The 15,362-nt window shown below is 62.8% G+C and carries 14 protein-coding genes and 1 pseudogene; 12 read left to right on the top strand and 3 right to left on the bottom strand.

Going from position 1 to position 15,362, the window contains the following annotated elements; translation table 11 throughout:
- Positions 1 to 17 precede the first annotated feature (17 nt).
- Positions 18 to 851, top strand: a complete 834-nt coding sequence (locus C2L66_RS33280; protein ID WP_054932062.1) for a shikimate dehydrogenase family protein — start codon at positions 18 to 20, stop codon at positions 849 to 851.
- Between the two features lie 79 nt (positions 852 to 930).
- On the opposite strand, the gene C2L66_RS33285 is transcribed toward C2L66_RS33280, so the two are convergent.
- Positions 931 to 1,428, bottom strand: a complete 498-nt coding sequence (locus C2L66_RS33285; RefSeq protein ID WP_060607835.1) for an Ohr family peroxiredoxin — start codon at positions 1,426 to 1,428, stop codon at positions 931 to 933.
- Between the two features lie 411 nt (positions 1,429 to 1,839).
- Here C2L66_RS33285 and C2L66_RS33290 point away from each other — a divergent pair.
- The 7 genes and pseudogenes from C2L66_RS33290 to C2L66_RS33315 form a co-directional block, all read left to right on the top strand.
- Positions 1,840 to 2,094 (top strand): annotated as a pseudogene (locus C2L66_RS33290) (hypothetical protein); the annotation flags it as partial.
- Positions 2,095 to 2,145: 51 nt separating this feature from the next.
- Positions 2,146 to 2,757, top strand: a complete 612-nt coding sequence (locus tag C2L66_RS33295; RefSeq protein WP_060607841.1) for a TetR/AcrR family transcriptional regulator — start codon at positions 2,146 to 2,148, stop codon at positions 2,755 to 2,757.
- Positions 2,758 to 2,960: 203 nt separating this feature from the next.
- Positions 2,961 to 3,368, top strand: a complete 408-nt coding sequence (locus C2L66_RS33300; RefSeq protein WP_176056901.1) for a VOC family protein — start codon at positions 2,961 to 2,963, stop codon at positions 3,366 to 3,368.
- Between the two features lie 57 nt (positions 3,369 to 3,425).
- Complete coding sequence (locus C2L66_RS40970; protein WP_148654639.1) at positions 3,426 to 3,665, top strand: hypothetical protein; 240 nt, start codon at positions 3,426 to 3,428, stop codon at positions 3,663 to 3,665.
- Between the two features lie 81 nt (positions 3,666 to 3,746).
- Positions 3,747 to 6,458 carry a type VI secretion system Vgr family protein gene (locus C2L66_RS33305; RefSeq protein ID WP_060607844.1) on the top strand — a complete coding sequence of 904 codons (2,712 nt, stop codon included), beginning with the start codon at positions 3,747 to 3,749 and terminating at the stop codon, positions 6,456 to 6,458.
- A 2-nt stretch (positions 6,459 to 6,460) separates the two neighbouring features.
- Positions 6,461 to 7,870 carry a hypothetical protein gene (locus tag C2L66_RS33310; protein WP_060607847.1) on the top strand — a complete coding sequence of 470 codons (1,410 nt, stop codon included), beginning with the start codon at positions 6,461 to 6,463 and terminating at the stop codon, positions 7,868 to 7,870.
- 79 nt (positions 7,871 to 7,949) lie between these two features.
- On the top strand, positions 7,950 to 8,678 hold the full coding sequence (locus C2L66_RS33315) for a hypothetical protein (protein WP_233445092.1): 729 nt from the start codon (positions 7,950 to 7,952) through the stop codon (positions 8,676 to 8,678).
- Positions 8,679 to 8,683: 5 nt separating this feature from the next.
- On the opposite strand, the gene C2L66_RS33320 is transcribed toward C2L66_RS33315, so the two are convergent.
- Together C2L66_RS33320 and C2L66_RS33325 are read right to left on the bottom strand one after the other, a co-directional pair.
- Complete coding sequence (locus tag C2L66_RS33320; protein ID WP_060607853.1) at positions 8,684 to 10,597, bottom strand: alkyl/aryl-sulfatase; 1,914 nt, start codon at positions 10,595 to 10,597, stop codon at positions 8,684 to 8,686.
- A 78-nt stretch (positions 10,598 to 10,675) separates the two neighbouring features.
- Complete coding sequence (locus C2L66_RS33325; protein WP_060607856.1) at positions 10,676 to 12,343, bottom strand: GMC family oxidoreductase; 1,668 nt, start codon at positions 12,341 to 12,343, stop codon at positions 10,676 to 10,678.
- A 246-nt stretch (positions 12,344 to 12,589) separates the two neighbouring features.
- Between C2L66_RS33325 and C2L66_RS33330 the strand changes: the two genes are divergently transcribed.
- Genes C2L66_RS33330 through C2L66_RS33345 form a run of 4 tightly spaced genes read left to right on the top strand, consistent with a single transcriptional unit; the run spans position 12,590 to position 15,318 of the window.
- Positions 12,590 to 13,042 carry a DUF2000 domain-containing protein gene (locus tag C2L66_RS33330; protein WP_054932072.1) on the top strand — a complete coding sequence of 151 codons (453 nt, stop codon included), beginning with the start codon at positions 12,590 to 12,592 and terminating at the stop codon, positions 13,040 to 13,042.
- Positions 13,039 to 13,773, top strand: coding sequence for an enoyl-CoA hydratase-related protein (locus C2L66_RS33335; protein ID WP_060607858.1), 735 nt, complete (start codon positions 13,039 to 13,041; stop codon positions 13,771 to 13,773). The genes C2L66_RS33330 and C2L66_RS33335 overlap by 4 nt, the downstream gene beginning before the upstream one ends.
- The gene (locus tag C2L66_RS33340; RefSeq protein WP_060607860.1) at positions 13,766 to 14,488 is read left to right on the top strand and encodes an NAD(P)H-dependent oxidoreductase; all 723 of its coding nucleotides are present in this window, start codon (positions 13,766 to 13,768) and stop codon (positions 14,486 to 14,488) included. Before C2L66_RS33335 ends, C2L66_RS33340 begins: the two co-directional genes overlap by 8 nt.
- Positions 14,485 to 15,318, top strand: coding sequence for a helix-turn-helix transcriptional regulator (locus C2L66_RS33345; protein ID WP_060607863.1), 834 nt, complete (start codon positions 14,485 to 14,487; stop codon positions 15,316 to 15,318). The genes C2L66_RS33340 and C2L66_RS33345 overlap by 4 nt, the downstream gene beginning before the upstream one ends.
- The last annotated feature ends 44 nt before the right edge of the window (positions 15,319 to 15,362 follow it).

A 15,362-nucleotide genomic window follows, 5' to 3' on the forward strand; every position in this document is an offset into this window, starting at 1 on the left:
GAGAGAGCACTTTGACCATGATTTCCGGAAAGACCACCCTCGTCGCGCACATCGGTTTTCCGACCGAGAGCTTCAAGTCGCCGATGATCTACAACCCATGGTTCGAGCAGAAAGGTATCGACGCCGTCGTCGTACCGATGGGCGTCAAGGCGGAGGATTACGAGCAGAGCTTCGCGTCGATCTTCCGCTTCACCAATCTGCGCGGGGCGTTGATCACGATGCCCCACAAGGTGACGACGGTCGGGCTGGTCGATGAGGTCACGCCCGCCGTGCGTATCGCGGGCGCCTGCAACGCGGTGCTCAAGCGTCCCGACGGCACGCTGCTCGGCGATCAGTTCGACGGCGCCGGCTTCGTGCGCGGCGTGCTGGGCAAGGGGCGGCAACTGAAGGGCGCACGGGTGCTGATCTCGGGCTCGGGCGGGGTCGGCTCGGCGATCGCAGCGTCGCTGGCGGCTGCGGGCGTCGCCGAACTCGCGTTGTACGATGCGCGCAACGAATCCGCCGAAGGGCTGGCGCAGCGGTTGCGCGAGCACTACCCGGCGTTGACGGTGCGCACCGGCTCGAAAGATCCCGACGGCTACGACGTCGTGGTGAACGCGACGCCGCTCGGCATGAATGAGGGCGATCCGCTGCCTTTCGATGTCGCGCGTATCTCGCCCACATGCTTCGTCGGCGAAGTCGTGATGAAGTCCGAATACACGCCGTTCCTGCGCGCCGCGCGTGAGAAGGGCTGCGAAGTGCAGGTCGGCACCGACATGCTGTTCGAGATGATTCCGGCCTATCTGGAGTTCTTCGGCTTCGGCACTGCGACGCCCGACGAGCTGCGCCGCGCGGCGACCATCGCCTACTAGGTCGCTGTTTCGATGTCCCGTCCGGATCGCGGCTCGCCGGGCGGGTGCCCGTGAGCGCGGAGTCGTTCTGCCGTCGCGCTCAATCGAGGACGGCCACGATGTTCACCGTCCCCTGCCTCGCCATCTTCGCATAGGGGCACAAACGCTCGGCGTTGCGCACCAGTTCTTCCGCCACCGCCCGGCCGACGCCCGGTATCCGCACCCGCACATCGATCACGAGCGCGTAGCCGCCATCCATCGGATCGCGGCCAAAGGCGACCTGCACGTCGACGGCGATGTCTTTGAGTTCCATCTTTGCGCGCTTGCCTAGCAGATTGAGCGCGCCGTGAAAGCAGCCCGCAAAGCCCGCGGCGAACAGTTGCTCGGGATTGGTGCCATCGCCGGGACCGCCGAGTTCGGTAGGCAAGCGCAGTTGCACATCGAGGTTGCCGTCGGCCGAGCGCGCCACGCCGGACGCGCGGCCATGTCCCGTCTCGCCGCCGGATACGGTGACCGTGGTCGTGTAGAGCGCCGCGAATTCCCGGCCGCGATACCGGTCGAGCAAGGAAAGCGGGGGCGCTTCCAGTTTCGTTTTCATGATTCGTTCTCAGGCCAGGCGGCGAACCTCGATGTGATCGACGGCCGTTGCCCCAAAGCCTTCTCCCTTTCAGACGAAGCGACACTGAACCGGTCCTATGTTAAGTGACGGAAAAATGCCGCGGTAGCGTCGTTCAGGGACGCACGGTGTTTCCACAATCGCGTCAATCGGCGGCGCGCTTTTTGGTCAGTCGAAACGCACAAGCCGGCCACGCCGAAAGCCGGCCTCCTTTCGCCCAGCGGCTAGCCAGATTTCTCCACGAACACGGCAAAATGTGGGAACGGGCGATGGATCACCCGGATGCATCGCTGCATGCTTTTCGTTTGGCTTGCCCAACCCGGCCGACGTCCTGTCCACCTGTTTTTCGACGAGCTACGCGGGAATCATCGCGTTCATGGCGATCGCAACTGAAGGGTCGACGGCCATATGCGCAAGTTCCTGCCGACGGCCCGATCGACTTTCAACGACGTGGACCTGGTGTTGCGCGCGGTGCTCGATCGGGGACACTACATCTGCTACCTCTGCCGACAGCATCTGCCCGCGCGCATCCGCGTGTTCGTCGTTTTCATGACCGGGCATATCCGGGCGCTGAATCTGTCCGCTTTGCCTGGTTTCCCGGCGCGTGGCTGGCATCTGCATTCCAGCATCCCGTGGCCTTTAGAATAGGTTTCGTGGCACCGTTTCGACGGGCACGCGACTCCACAAGGAAAACAAGGAATGAACGAGCGGACACCGCACAAGCGCTTGCGGCCCCGAAAAACACCGAGCCAGCCGCGCTCGGAAGAGACGGTCGCATCGATCATCGAGGCCGCCGCGCAGATTCTCGAAGCGGACGGCTTCGACGGATTCAACACGAATGCGGTGGCCGCGCGCGCCGGCGTCAGCATCGGCTCGCTCTATCAGTACTTTCCGGGCAAGGACGCACTGACGGTCGCGCTGATCCGGCGTGAGACGATGCGCTTTCACGAGGACATCGCCGTCGCGCTCACGAAGCGCAGCGGCAAGGCCGGCCTGGAGCATCTGATCGGCGCCGCTGTGCGCCAGCAATTGCAGCGTCCGCGTCTTGCGCGGCTACTCGATATCGCAGAGGGGCGGCCTGCCTTGCGCGATGAACTGGCCAAGCCGGAACTCGAACAGATCGCCACCGAGGTCATCAAACGCGCGATCCCCCGGCACACCCAGCCCGAAGTCGCGGCGGGCGACCTGTTCGCCATTGTGAGGGGCATCGTCGATGCGGCTGGCGAGCGCAGAGAGACCGATATCGAGAACCTCGAATATCGCGTACGGGCTGCCGTGTTCGGCTATCTGTCGAAGACGGGCACGCCGTGAACGCACGGCGAAACATGCACGAATGTGAGCAAGCGGCTTGCCGTGCGTGGCGGGCTATCGGCTGAAAGGCCTTCGCGCAGGCGGGTTTCGCGTGTCTCGGCGGGTGCGCGCAATGCGAGTTGTTGAAGGTGAGTCTCTGCTTTTATTCTGAGGTCCTTGGGCGGACATGGCATAGGGCCGCCGCCATCTACGAGAGACCGACGATGAACGACATTACCCAAAGCATGAAGCTCAACCATCTGAGCTTCCCTTCCGCCGATACCGCCGCGACCGCGAAGTTCTTTGAACAGTACCTGGGATTTACGATCGCGGGAACGTGGGAGAAATCGTACATCCTGAAGCGCCCCGGCTATGACGTCGTGATCGATCACGCCAGCGGCGACGTCCCGGCATGGCCGAAGAACTTTCATGTCGGCTTCGAACTGCCGGGTTTCGATGAGGTTCAAGCGTTGTATGAGCGTTTCAAGGCGGATGGCGTGCAGATCGAAACCGGCATTTTCAATAATGGCCGTGGTTCGCGCTTCTTCTGCCGCGCGCCGGGCGGTGTGATGTTCGAATTGAACACACGCCGCGACGCCGCGCCCGAATATCTCGGCACATTCGACAACTGAGAATAGCCTGATCACAACAGGATAAGAACGATCTGTGTGATCAGGAATCCATATGAATTGATCGACACCGGCGGTTTTGTATTGACTGCGCCGGCTACTGCGCCGCCGCTCGCACCTTTATTGGATCGCCTGTTCGACAAGGCCATTTTGACGTCGCTTGCAACGAGCCGTTGTGGCCGCCATTGCGCCGAAGCGCTAATTGTTAAATCGAAATGGCAATTCAATAAGTTAATTTTTCCGATATGCGCCAAGCATTTTATAATCCGGCAATTACGACCTGATACACATTGCCTTTAAAATACGATTGCGATTTACGTCTTCATTTCTGTATTATCGCGCGGTAGCGCGTGGGCGCAAATCGGATTAAAAAGAGGCGGTATGGGGGCGCAGGACATCATCGCGGCGATGACTGGCGGGCTGATGCAGACCGACCGGCTGCTCAGGCTGGATACGCCGCTGGGCGGCGATGTCCTGCTGCCGCAGCGCGCGATCGGCCATGCGCGGCTGGGCCGGGAGAGCGCCTTTACGGTCGATGTGGTTTCATTGCGCGACGGCATCGAACTCAAATCGCTGATTGCGCAGCCTGTCACGTTATGGGTCCAGCAGACCGACCGGACTTATCGGCCGCATCACGGTTATGTGCATACGGCGCGCAGGCTCGGTTCCGACAGTTCGCTCACCCGTTATCAGATTGGCTTTACGTCATGGCTGCATTTTCTGCGCTTCAGAACGGATGCCCGCATCTGGCAGGATAAAACCGCCGATGCGATTCTCACCGATATATTCAATGCCCATCCGCAGGCGCAGGGAGCATTCCGCTTTGCATTGAGCCAGCCGCTCGCGCAGCGCTCGTTCTGCGTGCAATACGAAAGCGACTGGAATTTCTGTCACCGGCTGATGGAAGCGGAAGGGCTGTTCAGTTATGTCGAACAGGCCGACGACGGCAGGTCGCATACGCTCGTCATCACGGACGATATCGGTACGCTCGAGCCTCTGAGCCCGCAGATGGTGAACTTCTATCGCGCGGGCACGGACAGCGAGACCGATGCGTTCGTGCAGTGGGCCGGCACGCGCACGCTGCAAAGCACGACGCTCACTACGCGCACGTTCGATTACAAGTCGCCTGCGGGGGCGGCCAATCCGAAAGGCACGTCCGTGCCGACGATGGCCACGCAGGGCAATCTGCCCGCGCAGGCCGAGGTCTACGAGTACACGGGTGCCTACACGTATGGCGCGCAGGATCGCGGCGATCATCTGTCGAAAGTGCGCATGGAAGAGTGGGAATCGCGCGCACGGCGTTTCGATGGTGTGGGGGCCGTGCGCGGCGTCGATGCGGGTCGCTGGTTCGAGCTGGCGAATCACCCGGAGCATGGTTCGGGCGGCGCGCAGGAGCGGCAGTTCGCGGTGATCGCTGTCGAATGGGTGATCGAGAACAATCTGCCTGTCTCCGTTGGCGCGACGGATTTTCCGCACAGCCTGAAGGACGCGATCGCGGCGGCGCGTGCGCAGCATGGCGCCGGATCGCTGACCGTAAAGGCCAGCGACGGCAGCGAAGGGTTTTATATGGCGCGCGTCGAGGCGCAGCGCAAGATCATCCCGTACCGCAGCCCGTTCGAGCATCACAAGCCGGAGATGCGGCTGCAGACGGCGACCGTCGTGGGGCCTTCGAATGAAGAGGTGTATACCGACGAGCTGAACCGTATCAAGGTGCGCTTTCACTGGGACCGGTTGAATCCGGGCGACGAGAACGCCTCGTGCTGGGTCCGCGTGGCGATGTCGGATACGGGCGGCGGCTATGGCAGCGTGCACGTGCCGCGTATCGGCGAGGAGGTGATCGTCAGCTGGCTCGATGGCGACTGCGACCGGCCCGTGGTGACGGGGCGCGTCTATAACGGCGCAACGACGCCGCAATGGCATTCGAACGGCATCCTGTCGGGCTATCGCTCGAAAGAGTATCAGGGCAGCGGCTACAACCAGATGGTGATGGACGACGCGAGCGGGCAGAACCGCGTGCAGCTCTATAGCAGCAGCGCCAACTCGTTCCTGCATCTGGGGTATCTGGTCGCGCAGAACGGCAACACGCGTGGTGCGTACCTGGGCAGCGGCTTCGATCTGAAATCGGATGCGTATGGGGCAGTGCGGGCCTCGCAGGGATTGTATGTGTCGACGCATCCGTCGACGGGCATGGCAAGCCAGCCGCTCGATGTGAGCGCGGCGCGCGCGCAGCTGGAGAACTCGCGGAGTGTGCTCGATGCGATGTCGTCGGCGAGCGAGACGCATCAGGCGGAATCGCTCAAAGACGGCACGCAGGCGCTCGAGGCGTTCAGCGATGCGACGCAGAACAGCGTCGCGGGCACCGGTGCAGGAACAGGCGCAGGAACAGGCGCAGGAACAGGCGCGGGCGGCAACACGGCGGGCGGCGGCACGGGCAACGCGAACGCGTTCAAGGAACCCATCATGCTGTTCGCGACGCCATCAGGTCTGGCGATGTCGACGCAGCAGTCCGCGCATTTCGCATCGACGCAACACACGAATCTGGTCAGCGGCCAGAGCACGCACATTGCCACGGGCAAGTCGCTGATTGCGAGTGTCGGCGAGAAGATCAGCCTGTTCGTGCAGAACGCGGGAATGAAGCTGTTCGCGGCGAAGGGCAAGGTCGAAGTGCAGGCGCAGTCGGATAACGTCGAGATCACCGCGCAAAAGACGCTGAAGCTGTTGTCCGCGACCGATCAGATTGAAGCTTCCGCGAAACAGGAAGTGCTGTTGACCTCGGGCGGTGCGTACATTCGCATCCGCGAGGGCAACATCGAAATTCACGCGCCCGGCAATATCGATATCAAGGGTGCGCAGCATACCTTCAATGGCCCGACGAGCCTGAACCGTACGTATAACATGGAGGGCAAGAAGGCGGACATGCGCCTGCGTTATGTCGACGCGGACGGCAACGTGCCGCAAGGCGAACCGATCAAGCTGATGTCCGAAGACGGCACGTTGCATCACGTCGTGCTCGATGGCGAAGGCAAGGGCGAGCTGAACGGCATCGATTTCGGAAAGTTCGTCGCGGACCAGCTCAAACGCAGCGGAGAATGACAATGGGCAACCGTCCCATGATTCAACATACGGCCTGCATCGACTTGCCGGGCGAACCTGTCGAATGCTGGGCCGAAACGGATATGACCGTACTGTTGCGCAAGCATCGCGATGTGATCTTCGACATTCACGTCAACAAAGGCGCGACGTATACGGTCGAAGCGACTGAAGACTGGCTCTACGACGTGGCCAAAAAGAAGCGCGTGCAGCAGGGGCAGTTCACGGACGGTGAGCGCTATCACATCTGGATCAGCCGCGCGTTCAAGGGGGAACTGCTGCTCAAGCAGAACGGCAAGGTACTGCAGCGCTATTCGATGCTGCAGTTCGGTTTGACGGGCAGCAATCCTGATCCGAAGGCGAAGCCCGATCCGATCATCATTGCGCTGGGTATCAATCAGGCGAGCAAACCGCCATTCGCATCTGCGCCCACCAGCAAGCCGCAAGTGCCGTCGCTTCTGTCGTATCCACAGCCGGCGCTTCCCGATTATCTGCGCGCGCCGAAACCGTTCGATCCGTTGGTGGCGCAGCCGGAATGGATGTGTCCCGTGCCGATCAAACTGGCTGCAGGCACGGTGCAACAGCCGACGCAGGAAGCCCATGTCGCGGAGGTCGACAAGCGTTCGTTCCCGCAGGAAGTGCTCGATGCGGTCGCCGCGGGCGGCGGCGACGAGACCGCGCTCGACACGAACAAGATCGCAACACGCAACTGGCTCATCGGTCAGCTTGCAGGCGCGACGGCGTTTCTCAGCGACAACAAGGAATGGATCAAGGAACTGTTCTTCGAAAAGTTCAGGTTGATGAAGATCGTTCACAAGAACGTGGGGGAGCGATGGTACGTCGTGTTCACCGGCAATCCGCGCATGCGGAAGCTGGTGACGGCGGCGCGTTACGGCGTAAAGCACGAGAAGGTGTTGACCATCGCGGGCGGTGCCGGCACGGTGGAATCGGGTGCAGCCGCCGCGTGGGAAAGCTCGAAGGGTGCATTCAGGAAGGCCGGGTTGATCGCGCTGATCTTTACCGTTTCGCTCGATGTCGCGGAATGGCTGCATGATTACGAGCAGATTGGGCCAGACGGAAAACGCAAGAAAGATTTCGCTGATCTGCTCGGCAAGATTGGCATGGATCTCGCGAAGGCGGGTCTGAGTGCGGCGCTTGCATCGGCTGCTGTTGGCGCGGTCGTGGCGTTCGCAGCCGCAGGGGCGCTGTCCGTCGGGATTATCGTTGTCGGAACGATTGCTGCCGCCGTACTGTTCGGATATGTGCTCGATGCGGTCGACAAGCATGTCCATGCGACCGAGCATGTCTCGTCGTGGTTTCGCTCCTTCGGTGAAACAGTCAAGGAAGCTGCAGAATACCTCGCGAAGTCCATGCCGAAGGACTACGATTCCTATCCGCTGATGTATATGCCCTGATGAATTTCCATTACTCGTTTTTGTACTGATGTCGCGCATGCAATCCATCACCAAGCCACGGCAGGCGCAGCCCGACCACGTGCTGGCCACGGCGAAAAAAGTAGCCCGATTGTCACCTATACCCATGCTTGCCGCAACGGTATGTGCCTACGTTATCTACGTAGATGAACTGGCCGCATCCAGCTGGACATGGAAGATCGGCTTGCTAGTGATGTTGCTATGCATCTGCGGACCGCTCGCCATATCGTTCACGAATCGCGGCACCAACTCGTTGAAGGCGTTCGGCGTCGTCACGATGTTTGGCCTCTTCGTCGCCTACTTCTTCTTCGGCATTTTCGGCTATTTCTACTATTTCGTATTCGCGCCAATGCCTGCGTATATACGATGGCCAGGCCTGCTAGGCGGAATCGCATTGACGGCCTGCTGGATGTTGCTTGCACGCAAGAGCGTGCTGCACACCATCGCCAGGACACGGTTCGTCGCGCAGGCGTTCGTCGATAATGGCGACGAAATCGTCTACGACGTTCAGCGTGGGATGAAGGCGTATGAGCGCTTCAACAAGGAGCGCTCGCCGTTCCCCAGGATCTTCATGTACCTGTCCATGGGGATTGCCCCGTTCTACCTGATACTGAGCAGGCTGTTGTCGGAGAACTTCGGCGCAAACGGCGTGCTGCTTTTCGTCGCGATTCTGGGGATGCCAGTATCTCTGTGGTTTGCGGGTGTGCTCGTGCGGACCTGGCTCGTCATGATCGCCTTGCCGGCGAAGATGACGAAAGAGCAGGGCAAGGCGGTCGTGGTGTCGGACTAGAGGGGTTACGGTTCTACGACATTGAAATCGCCATCGAACTGATCGAGCGTCTCGAGCAGCGCGCGGAACAGCGCCACGTCGCCTTCCAGCAGAATCTCACGCGTCGCGACAGCATCCTTGAAGCCCGTCTCGCCACAGAGAATGCGGTTCAGCGTCTGCCTCGACATCGAAACGTGCAGATGGGCGCCTTCGCCGCGCACAGACGACGACCACGTCAACGCGCCGTGTTGCAGGTTCAGCGTGAACTGCCGGTAAATGTCGGTGAACCGCCAGTCGATCTGCATCTTCAGATGCTGCGCCTTCAACCCATCGACCCGTACCGCCAGATAGTCGAAGAACATTTCTTCCGTGATCGCGCACACCATGTCACGGCTGCGGTTGCTGAATTGCGTCGAAGCATCGCGGCCCTCGCGCAACTCGCGCGCGCCGAGCAGGAACGCGTTACGCCAGGTCGCCGATTCCGCCTGATAGCCCATCTGCTCCAGCGCGGCCGCGCCGAGTTCGCGCGCCTCGCGCAGGCGCGGTTGAGCGAACACGAGATGATTCATTACTTGTGCGACCCACCGGTACTCGCCCTTTTCGAAGTCCACGCGGGCGCGCTCGAGGATCGCACCGGCGCCGCCCATGTACTCGACGTAGCGGGGCGCCGAGGCTTCTGGCGGTAGCGCGTGCAGGTTACTCGGATTGCCGTCGTACCAGCTCAGATAGTGCTGGTACACCGCCTTCACGTTGTGCGATACGGTGCCGTAGTAGCCGCGCGTATGCCACATGTCGAGCAACGCATCGGGCAGCCGGATCTGCTCCGCGATCTCGGCGGCATTCAGCCCGTGATTCATGAGCCGTACGGTCTGGTCGTGCAGGAACTTGTAGAGATCCCGTTGCGCCGCCAGGTAGCCGACGATCCGCTCCTTGCCCCACGTCGGCCAGTTGTGCTGCGCGAACACGACTTCGGCGTCGTGTCCGTAGCGATCGAGCGATTCGCCGAGGTAGCGCGACCACAGTTGTGCATTACGAACCTGCGCGCCGCGCAGCGGACACAGATTGTGCAGCGAGCGCGTCCCGTTCTCCGCGAGATTGAGCGCGCGCTCCTGCGGAAAGTAGAAATGCATCTCGGCGGGCGCTTCGCTTTCGGGCGTCAGCTGGAACACGATCTCGACGCCGTCGATCACATGCGTCTCCGACGCCGCCTTGATCAGTTGCGTGGGCGCGATCAGCGTGATCGTCCCGCGCGGAATGGTTTTGCCCATGCCTGCGTCGATCTGGCAACAGGCGTTGCGCGCGAGCGTGTGGCCGAACTGGAACTGCGCGCGGCGCGCCATGGCCGTGCCCGCCATCACGTTTTCCGACACCGCCTCTTCCATGAATCCCACTGGCGCGATGATCGCTGTCTTGCCTGCGATCACATCCTGCTCGCTGACGACGCCACGCACGCCGCCGAAATGATCGGCGTGACTGTGGCTGTAGATCACGGCGACAACGGGGCGCTTCGGGCGATGCGCAAAATACAGATCGAGCGCGGCGGCTGCCGTTTCCTTGCAGGTCAGCGGATCGATCACGATCAGCCCGCTGTCGCCTTCGATAAACGTGATGTTCGAGACGTCGAAGCCTCGCACCTGGTAGATGCGCTCGGTCACCCTGAACAGCCCATGCAGCATGTTCAGGCGCGCGTGACGCCATAGCGCGGGGTGAGCCGTCGCGGGCGCGCGTTGTTCTTCGAGAAAGCGGTAGTCTGCGAGGCTCCAGACCAGTTGATCGTACGCGCCGCGAATCTCCGCGTTGGGAATCGTGCCGATGAAGCCGCGCCGCGCGTCGGCTTCTTCGAGGGGATCGTCCGGCGGCAGTTCGCGCAGCGCACGCTCTTGCGCGGATACGGTGGCCGCGGACGCGGGCAATGATGGATAAGGCGTCGGGTGTGGCATTGAATGCTCCTGTTGGACAGGTCGCGCCCGCGGCATCAGCAGTCGCGGACGCTGAATCCAGGTGGTGGGTCTTTCGAATCAGCGCGCGGCGGCGCGAATCATGTCCGCTGCCTTTTCACCGATCATCATCGCGGGCGCATTCGTATTGCCGCCGATCAGCGTTGGCATGATCGAGCAATCGACGACGCGCAGCCGCTCGACACCTCTCACACGCAGTTCGCTATCGACGACCGCGAGCGGGTCATTGGCGGCCCCCATCCGGCAGGTGCCGACCGGGTGGTACAGACAATCGGCGTGACTGCGCACGAAGGCGCGCAGGCTTTCCTCGCTCGCGAAGCTTTCGCTTTTCATCTCGCGTCCGCCGAGGTCTTTCATGGCCGGCTGGTTCATCACGTCGCGCATGATCCGAATCCCGGCGATCAACGTTTCCATGTCGCGCGGCGCGCTCATCAGACGCGTATCGATCAGCGGCGCTTCGCGCATGTCGGGCGACCGGAGACGCACGACACCGCGGCTCTCGGGGCGCAGCACGCAGATATGCCCAGAATAGCCATGCCCCAGCTTGCGTCGGCTGCCCATGTTGCGATTGCCGATCAGCGCGACCGTGAAGACGAGATTCAGGTCGGGGCGATCGAGCTCAGGCCGGCTCTTCACGAACGCGCCTGCTTCGACGAAGTTCGATGTCAGCATGCCGGCACGCTGGCGCCGGTAGCGGCGGATTTCCTTCAACAGCCGCAAGCCGCCGCGCAGCGTGGCGCCGAACAGATCGGTACTGTCGAGTTGCGTGTTGATGACGATGTCGAGATGATCCTGCAAGTTCTCGCCGACGCCGGGGAGATCGTGACGTACGTCGATGCCCATTTCCCGCAGATGTTTCGCCGGTCCGATCCCCGAAGCGAGCAGCAGTTGCGGCGAATTGAACACGCCGCCGCTCACGATCACCTCGCGCCGGGCGCGCAAGGTCTGTTCGACGCCGTCGCGCGAGACCACCACGCCGACCGCGCGCCGTCCTTCGAACACGAGGCGCAGCGCCTGCGTTCCCGTCAGCACATGCAGGTTATGGCGGCCGCCGTTATAGCGCCCATCGACGGTCTTGCCGCGATGCAGGTACGCACGCGCGGCGTTCCAGCGTTCGCCGTTGTGCTGGGTCACCTGGTAGTAGCCGAAGCCTTCCTGTTCGGCGCCGTTGAAGTCGTCGTTCAGCGCGTGGCCCGCCTGCTGCGCGGCTTGCAGGAAGTACCGGCAAAACGGATTGGGCGAACGGAGATCGTTCACGTACAGGGGGCCGTCAGTCCCATGCCACGGGTTGGCCGTGCCGGCAAAACGCGTATTGTTTTCGCTGCGCCTGAAGTAGGGCAGGACGTCGTCATAGCTCCATCCCGTGCAGCCCTGCTCGGCCCAGTCGTCGTAATCCTTGCGATGGCCCCGGATATAAACCATGCCGTTGAGCGACGACGAGCCGCCTAGCACGCGTCCACGCGGCTGATAGCTGCGGCGGCCGTCGAGTGCCGGCTGCGGCTCGGTGTAGTAGCCGTAGTTGTAAGGCCCCGGCTTGACGACGGTTTTCGCGAGGCCCACGGGTGTCCAGATCAGGTAGTGGTCGTCGGGGCCGCCGTTTTCGAGCACGGCGACGCTGACGGTGGGATCGTCGGACAGACGTCCTGCCACGGCGCAACCGGCGGAGCCGGCGCCGATCACGAGATAGTCGTATTCGCCTGAAAGAGGCGGGGAGGCGGACCGGGTCATCGATGGGTTCCTTTTTGTTGTGCGGCAGGCGTGGACGCCGTTGCTGTCTCCAGGCGGTATGGGGTACGACAATAGAGGGCGCATCGGAAAGGCGGGACTACCCGAATCGGGTAGGGGTGAGACGGGAGACGCGTTGTCGCCGGATCGGCTTGCTCGCGGTCAAGCCAACGCCTGCAAAATCGTCCAATACTTTCGACAGGACTTTCCCTAGCATCTCTCCAAGGTCGGTCCAACAGGAGAAGGGAATTGTCTTTGCAAGCAGAAGCACAGCCGTCGGTCGATACGGAAGCCGCACGCAAGCCCGAGCGCTGCGTCATCGTCGTGGACGCAGCGCTGGCGCCGGGCAAGGCATCGAACGCGGCAGCCGTCGTCGCGTTCACGCTGGGGCAGCGCCACAGCCATCTCGTCGGCGCGCCATTGCGGGAGAGCGACGGCACCGCGCATCCCGGTCTGATCCCCATCGGCATTCCCGTGCTCAAGGCCACTGCGCAGCAATTGAGCGAGCTTCGGCAGAAATCCCTGCCGCACTGCGACGTGGTGGATTTTCCCGTGCAAGGGCAAGCCACCACCGACTACGACGCCTTCCTCGACGCCGTCAACGCGCTTTCCGGCCCTTCGTTGCAATACCTCGCAATCGGCCTCGTCGGACCGAGGAACAGGATCGGCAAACTGGTCGGCGGCTTCGCGCTGTTCGCATGATGATCGCCAACCTCACATCGGAGCTGGACGGACAGGTGTGGTCCATCGGTATCGACCGCCCGGACAAGCGCAACGCGCTCAACGGCACGATGTTCGATGCGCTCGCGAACGCGCTGCGGCTTGCGCAGGGCGACGTGCGTGTCCATTGCGTGCTGCTGCACGGCACCGGCGATTGCTTCTGCGCGGGTCACGACACAGCGGCGTTCGGCGCACTGTGGCCGCAGTCCGCCGACGGCGCGGTCGCGCGCTGCATCAAGGCGTTTGCGGAGCAACCCAAGCCGCTCGTCGCCGCTGTAAACGGTGCGGCAGTGGGCTTTGGCGCGACGATGCTGTTGCATGCCGACTGGGTCGTGGCCGGCGAAAGCGCGATGTTCCGCTTTCCGTTCGCCGACCTCGGCATCGTCCCCGAGGCGGGCGCCACGGCCTTGCTGGCTCGCCGGGTCGGCGATCTGGTGGCGCGCGACTGGTTGATGAGCGGCCGGCCGGTCGGCGCGGCAGAAGCCTTGCAACGCGGCTTCGTTTCGCGCGTGGTGCGTGACGCCGAGGTCCGCGAAGCGGCTGTCGAGTACGCATTGCGCCTCGCTTCGAAGCCGCCGAGCGCGCTTCAGGCCACGCGGCGCCTGTTGCGCGAAGGCGCCACGCTGTCGGCCGCGCAGGCGATCGACGGCGAGCTTGCATATCTCAACGCGTATATCCCGGCTGTTTCATGGAGGTCGATTCCTCATGCGTAGCGTTCATATCGTCCATGCTCACCCGGAACCGCGCTCCTTCTGCACGGCAATGGCACATGACGCGCGACGCGTGCTGACGGCGCGCGGCGACAACGTGAGCTTTTCCGATCTGTACGCGCTGGACTTCGATCCCGTCGTCCGCGCGAGCGATTTCACCCGACGCGCCGATCCGGACTACCTCGTCTACGCGTTAGAGCAGCGCCATGCGCTCGAACACGACACCGTTGCGCCCGACATCAGGCGCGAAGTCGATGCGCTGATGGCCAGCGACATCCTGATGCTGGTGTTCCCGCTCTACTGGTTCTCGGTCCCGGCGCTCGTCAAGGGCTGGATCGACCGCTGCTTCCTGTCGGGTGCGCTGTATGGCGGCAAGCGCATCTACGGGCGAGGCGGCATGGTGGGCAAACGGGCCGTGATCGGCGTCACGCTGGGCGGACGGGAGCACATGTTCGGCGCGCAAGGCATACACGGCGAACTCTCGCGCGGCATGCTGCGTCACCTGCTGCAGGGCACGCTCGGCTATGTGGGCTACGAGGTGCTCGAACCGTTCTTCGCCTGGCATGTCCCTTACTGTTCGTCGGCCGAGCGGGCGCAGACGCTCGCGCGCTGGAGCGATTTCGTCGAACGGCTCGACGCGCAGCCGTGCATGACCATGCCGCGGCTGGAGGACTATGATGATATTTTTTGTCCGCTTCCCCAGCCCGCATCACGATGAAAGCCACATTGCCGACCCCTTCCGTCAAGCTCTGGCGCGCGCCCGACGTCATGGATGCCGTCATGCTCAAGGGTCAGTTCGTCGGCCACCGGTATCCGCCGCACACGCATGACACCCATTGCCTTGCCGTGATCACGGGCGGAACGCTCGCGGTCGAGGTCCGGCAGGAGCGGCGCCTGTGCCATCGCGGCGACGTGATCGTCATCGATGCGGACGTGGTGCATGCGGGCGTAGCCGCAGGCGACGGCCACTGGAAGATGCGAGTCGAACACGTGCAGCCTGCAGCGCTTGCCGCTTATTGCGAGCGGCTCGGCATCGCGCGAAGCGAACGGTTCGAGGTGACGAGTCCGTTCATCGTCGACCCCGAGGTGTCGCGTTACCTCTACGGCGTGAACTGGTGTTCCGAAGTGGACGACGATCCGTTCAAGCGCAGCGAGGCGCTTGCGTGTGCTGTCGTCGGACTGCGTGCGCGGCACGCGGCACGCGCGGCCGGTCTGCCCGTGGTGCGCAGGGAGCCCGAACTGGTTCGCGCCGTCAAGAGCCGTCTGTGCGACGACCTTCACGCACGCGTGACGCTGTCGACGCTTGCCTGCGAGTTCGGCGTGACGCCGTTCGTGCTGCTGCGTGCATTCGAACGCGAAGCCGGGCTGAGCCCGCATGCGTTCCAGCAGCAGGAACGCGTGCGCCACGCCTTGCCGATGCTGCGGTCCGGCAGACCCATCGCGGAAGTCGGCGCGCGAACCGGCTTTGCCGATCAGTCGCACTTCACGCGTGTGTTCAAGCAGCAAACGGGCGTGACACCGAAGGTCTATCAGGCCGCGTTTTCATGATCGGGGGAGCCCGGATGTGAGCGGGCCGGGCGGACGCATGCGCC

Origin of the sequence: Paraburkholderia caribensis, from assembly GCF_002902945.1 — a bacterium.
Lineage (GTDB): Bacteria > Pseudomonadota > Gammaproteobacteria > Burkholderiales > Burkholderiaceae > Paraburkholderia > Paraburkholderia caribensis.

What these genes read in the sequence shown, in the direction of transcription:
- C2L66_RS33325 (WP_060607856.1), bottom strand. Translation starts at nt 12,343, where the DNA reads ATGACCCGGTCCGCCTCCCCGCCTCTTTCAGGCGAATACGACTATCTC.
- C2L66_RS33340 (WP_060607860.1), top strand. Translation starts at nt 13,766, where the DNA reads ATGCGTAGCGTTCATATCGTCCATGCTCACCCGGAACCGCGCTCCTTC.
- C2L66_RS33320 (WP_060607853.1), bottom strand. Translation starts at nt 10,597, where the DNA reads ATGCCACACCCGACGCCTTATCCATCATTGCCCGCGTCCGCGGCCACC.
- C2L66_RS33345 (WP_060607863.1), top strand. Translation starts at nt 14,485, where the DNA reads ATGAAAGCCACATTGCCGACCCCTTCCGTCAAGCTCTGGCGCGCGCCC.
- C2L66_RS33305 (WP_060607844.1), top strand. Translation starts at nt 3,747, where the DNA reads ATGGGGGCGCAGGACATCATCGCGGCGATGACTGGCGGGCTGATGCAG.
- C2L66_RS33295 (WP_060607841.1), top strand. Translation starts at nt 2,146, where the DNA reads ATGAACGAGCGGACACCGCACAAGCGCTTGCGGCCCCGAAAAACACCG.
- C2L66_RS33310 (WP_060607847.1), top strand. Translation starts at nt 6,461, where the DNA reads ATGGGCAACCGTCCCATGATTCAACATACGGCCTGCATCGACTTGCCG.
- C2L66_RS33300 (WP_176056901.1), top strand. Translation starts at nt 2,961, where the DNA reads ATGAACGACATTACCCAAAGCATGAAGCTCAACCATCTGAGCTTCCCT.
- C2L66_RS33280 (WP_054932062.1), top strand. Translation starts at nt 18, where the DNA reads ATGATTTCCGGAAAGACCACCCTCGTCGCGCACATCGGTTTTCCGACC.
- C2L66_RS33335 (WP_060607858.1), top strand. Translation starts at nt 13,039, where the DNA reads ATGATGATCGCCAACCTCACATCGGAGCTGGACGGACAGGTGTGGTCC.
- C2L66_RS33285 (WP_060607835.1), bottom strand. Translation starts at nt 1,428, where the DNA reads ATGAAAACGAAACTGGAAGCGCCCCCGCTTTCCTTGCTCGACCGGTAT.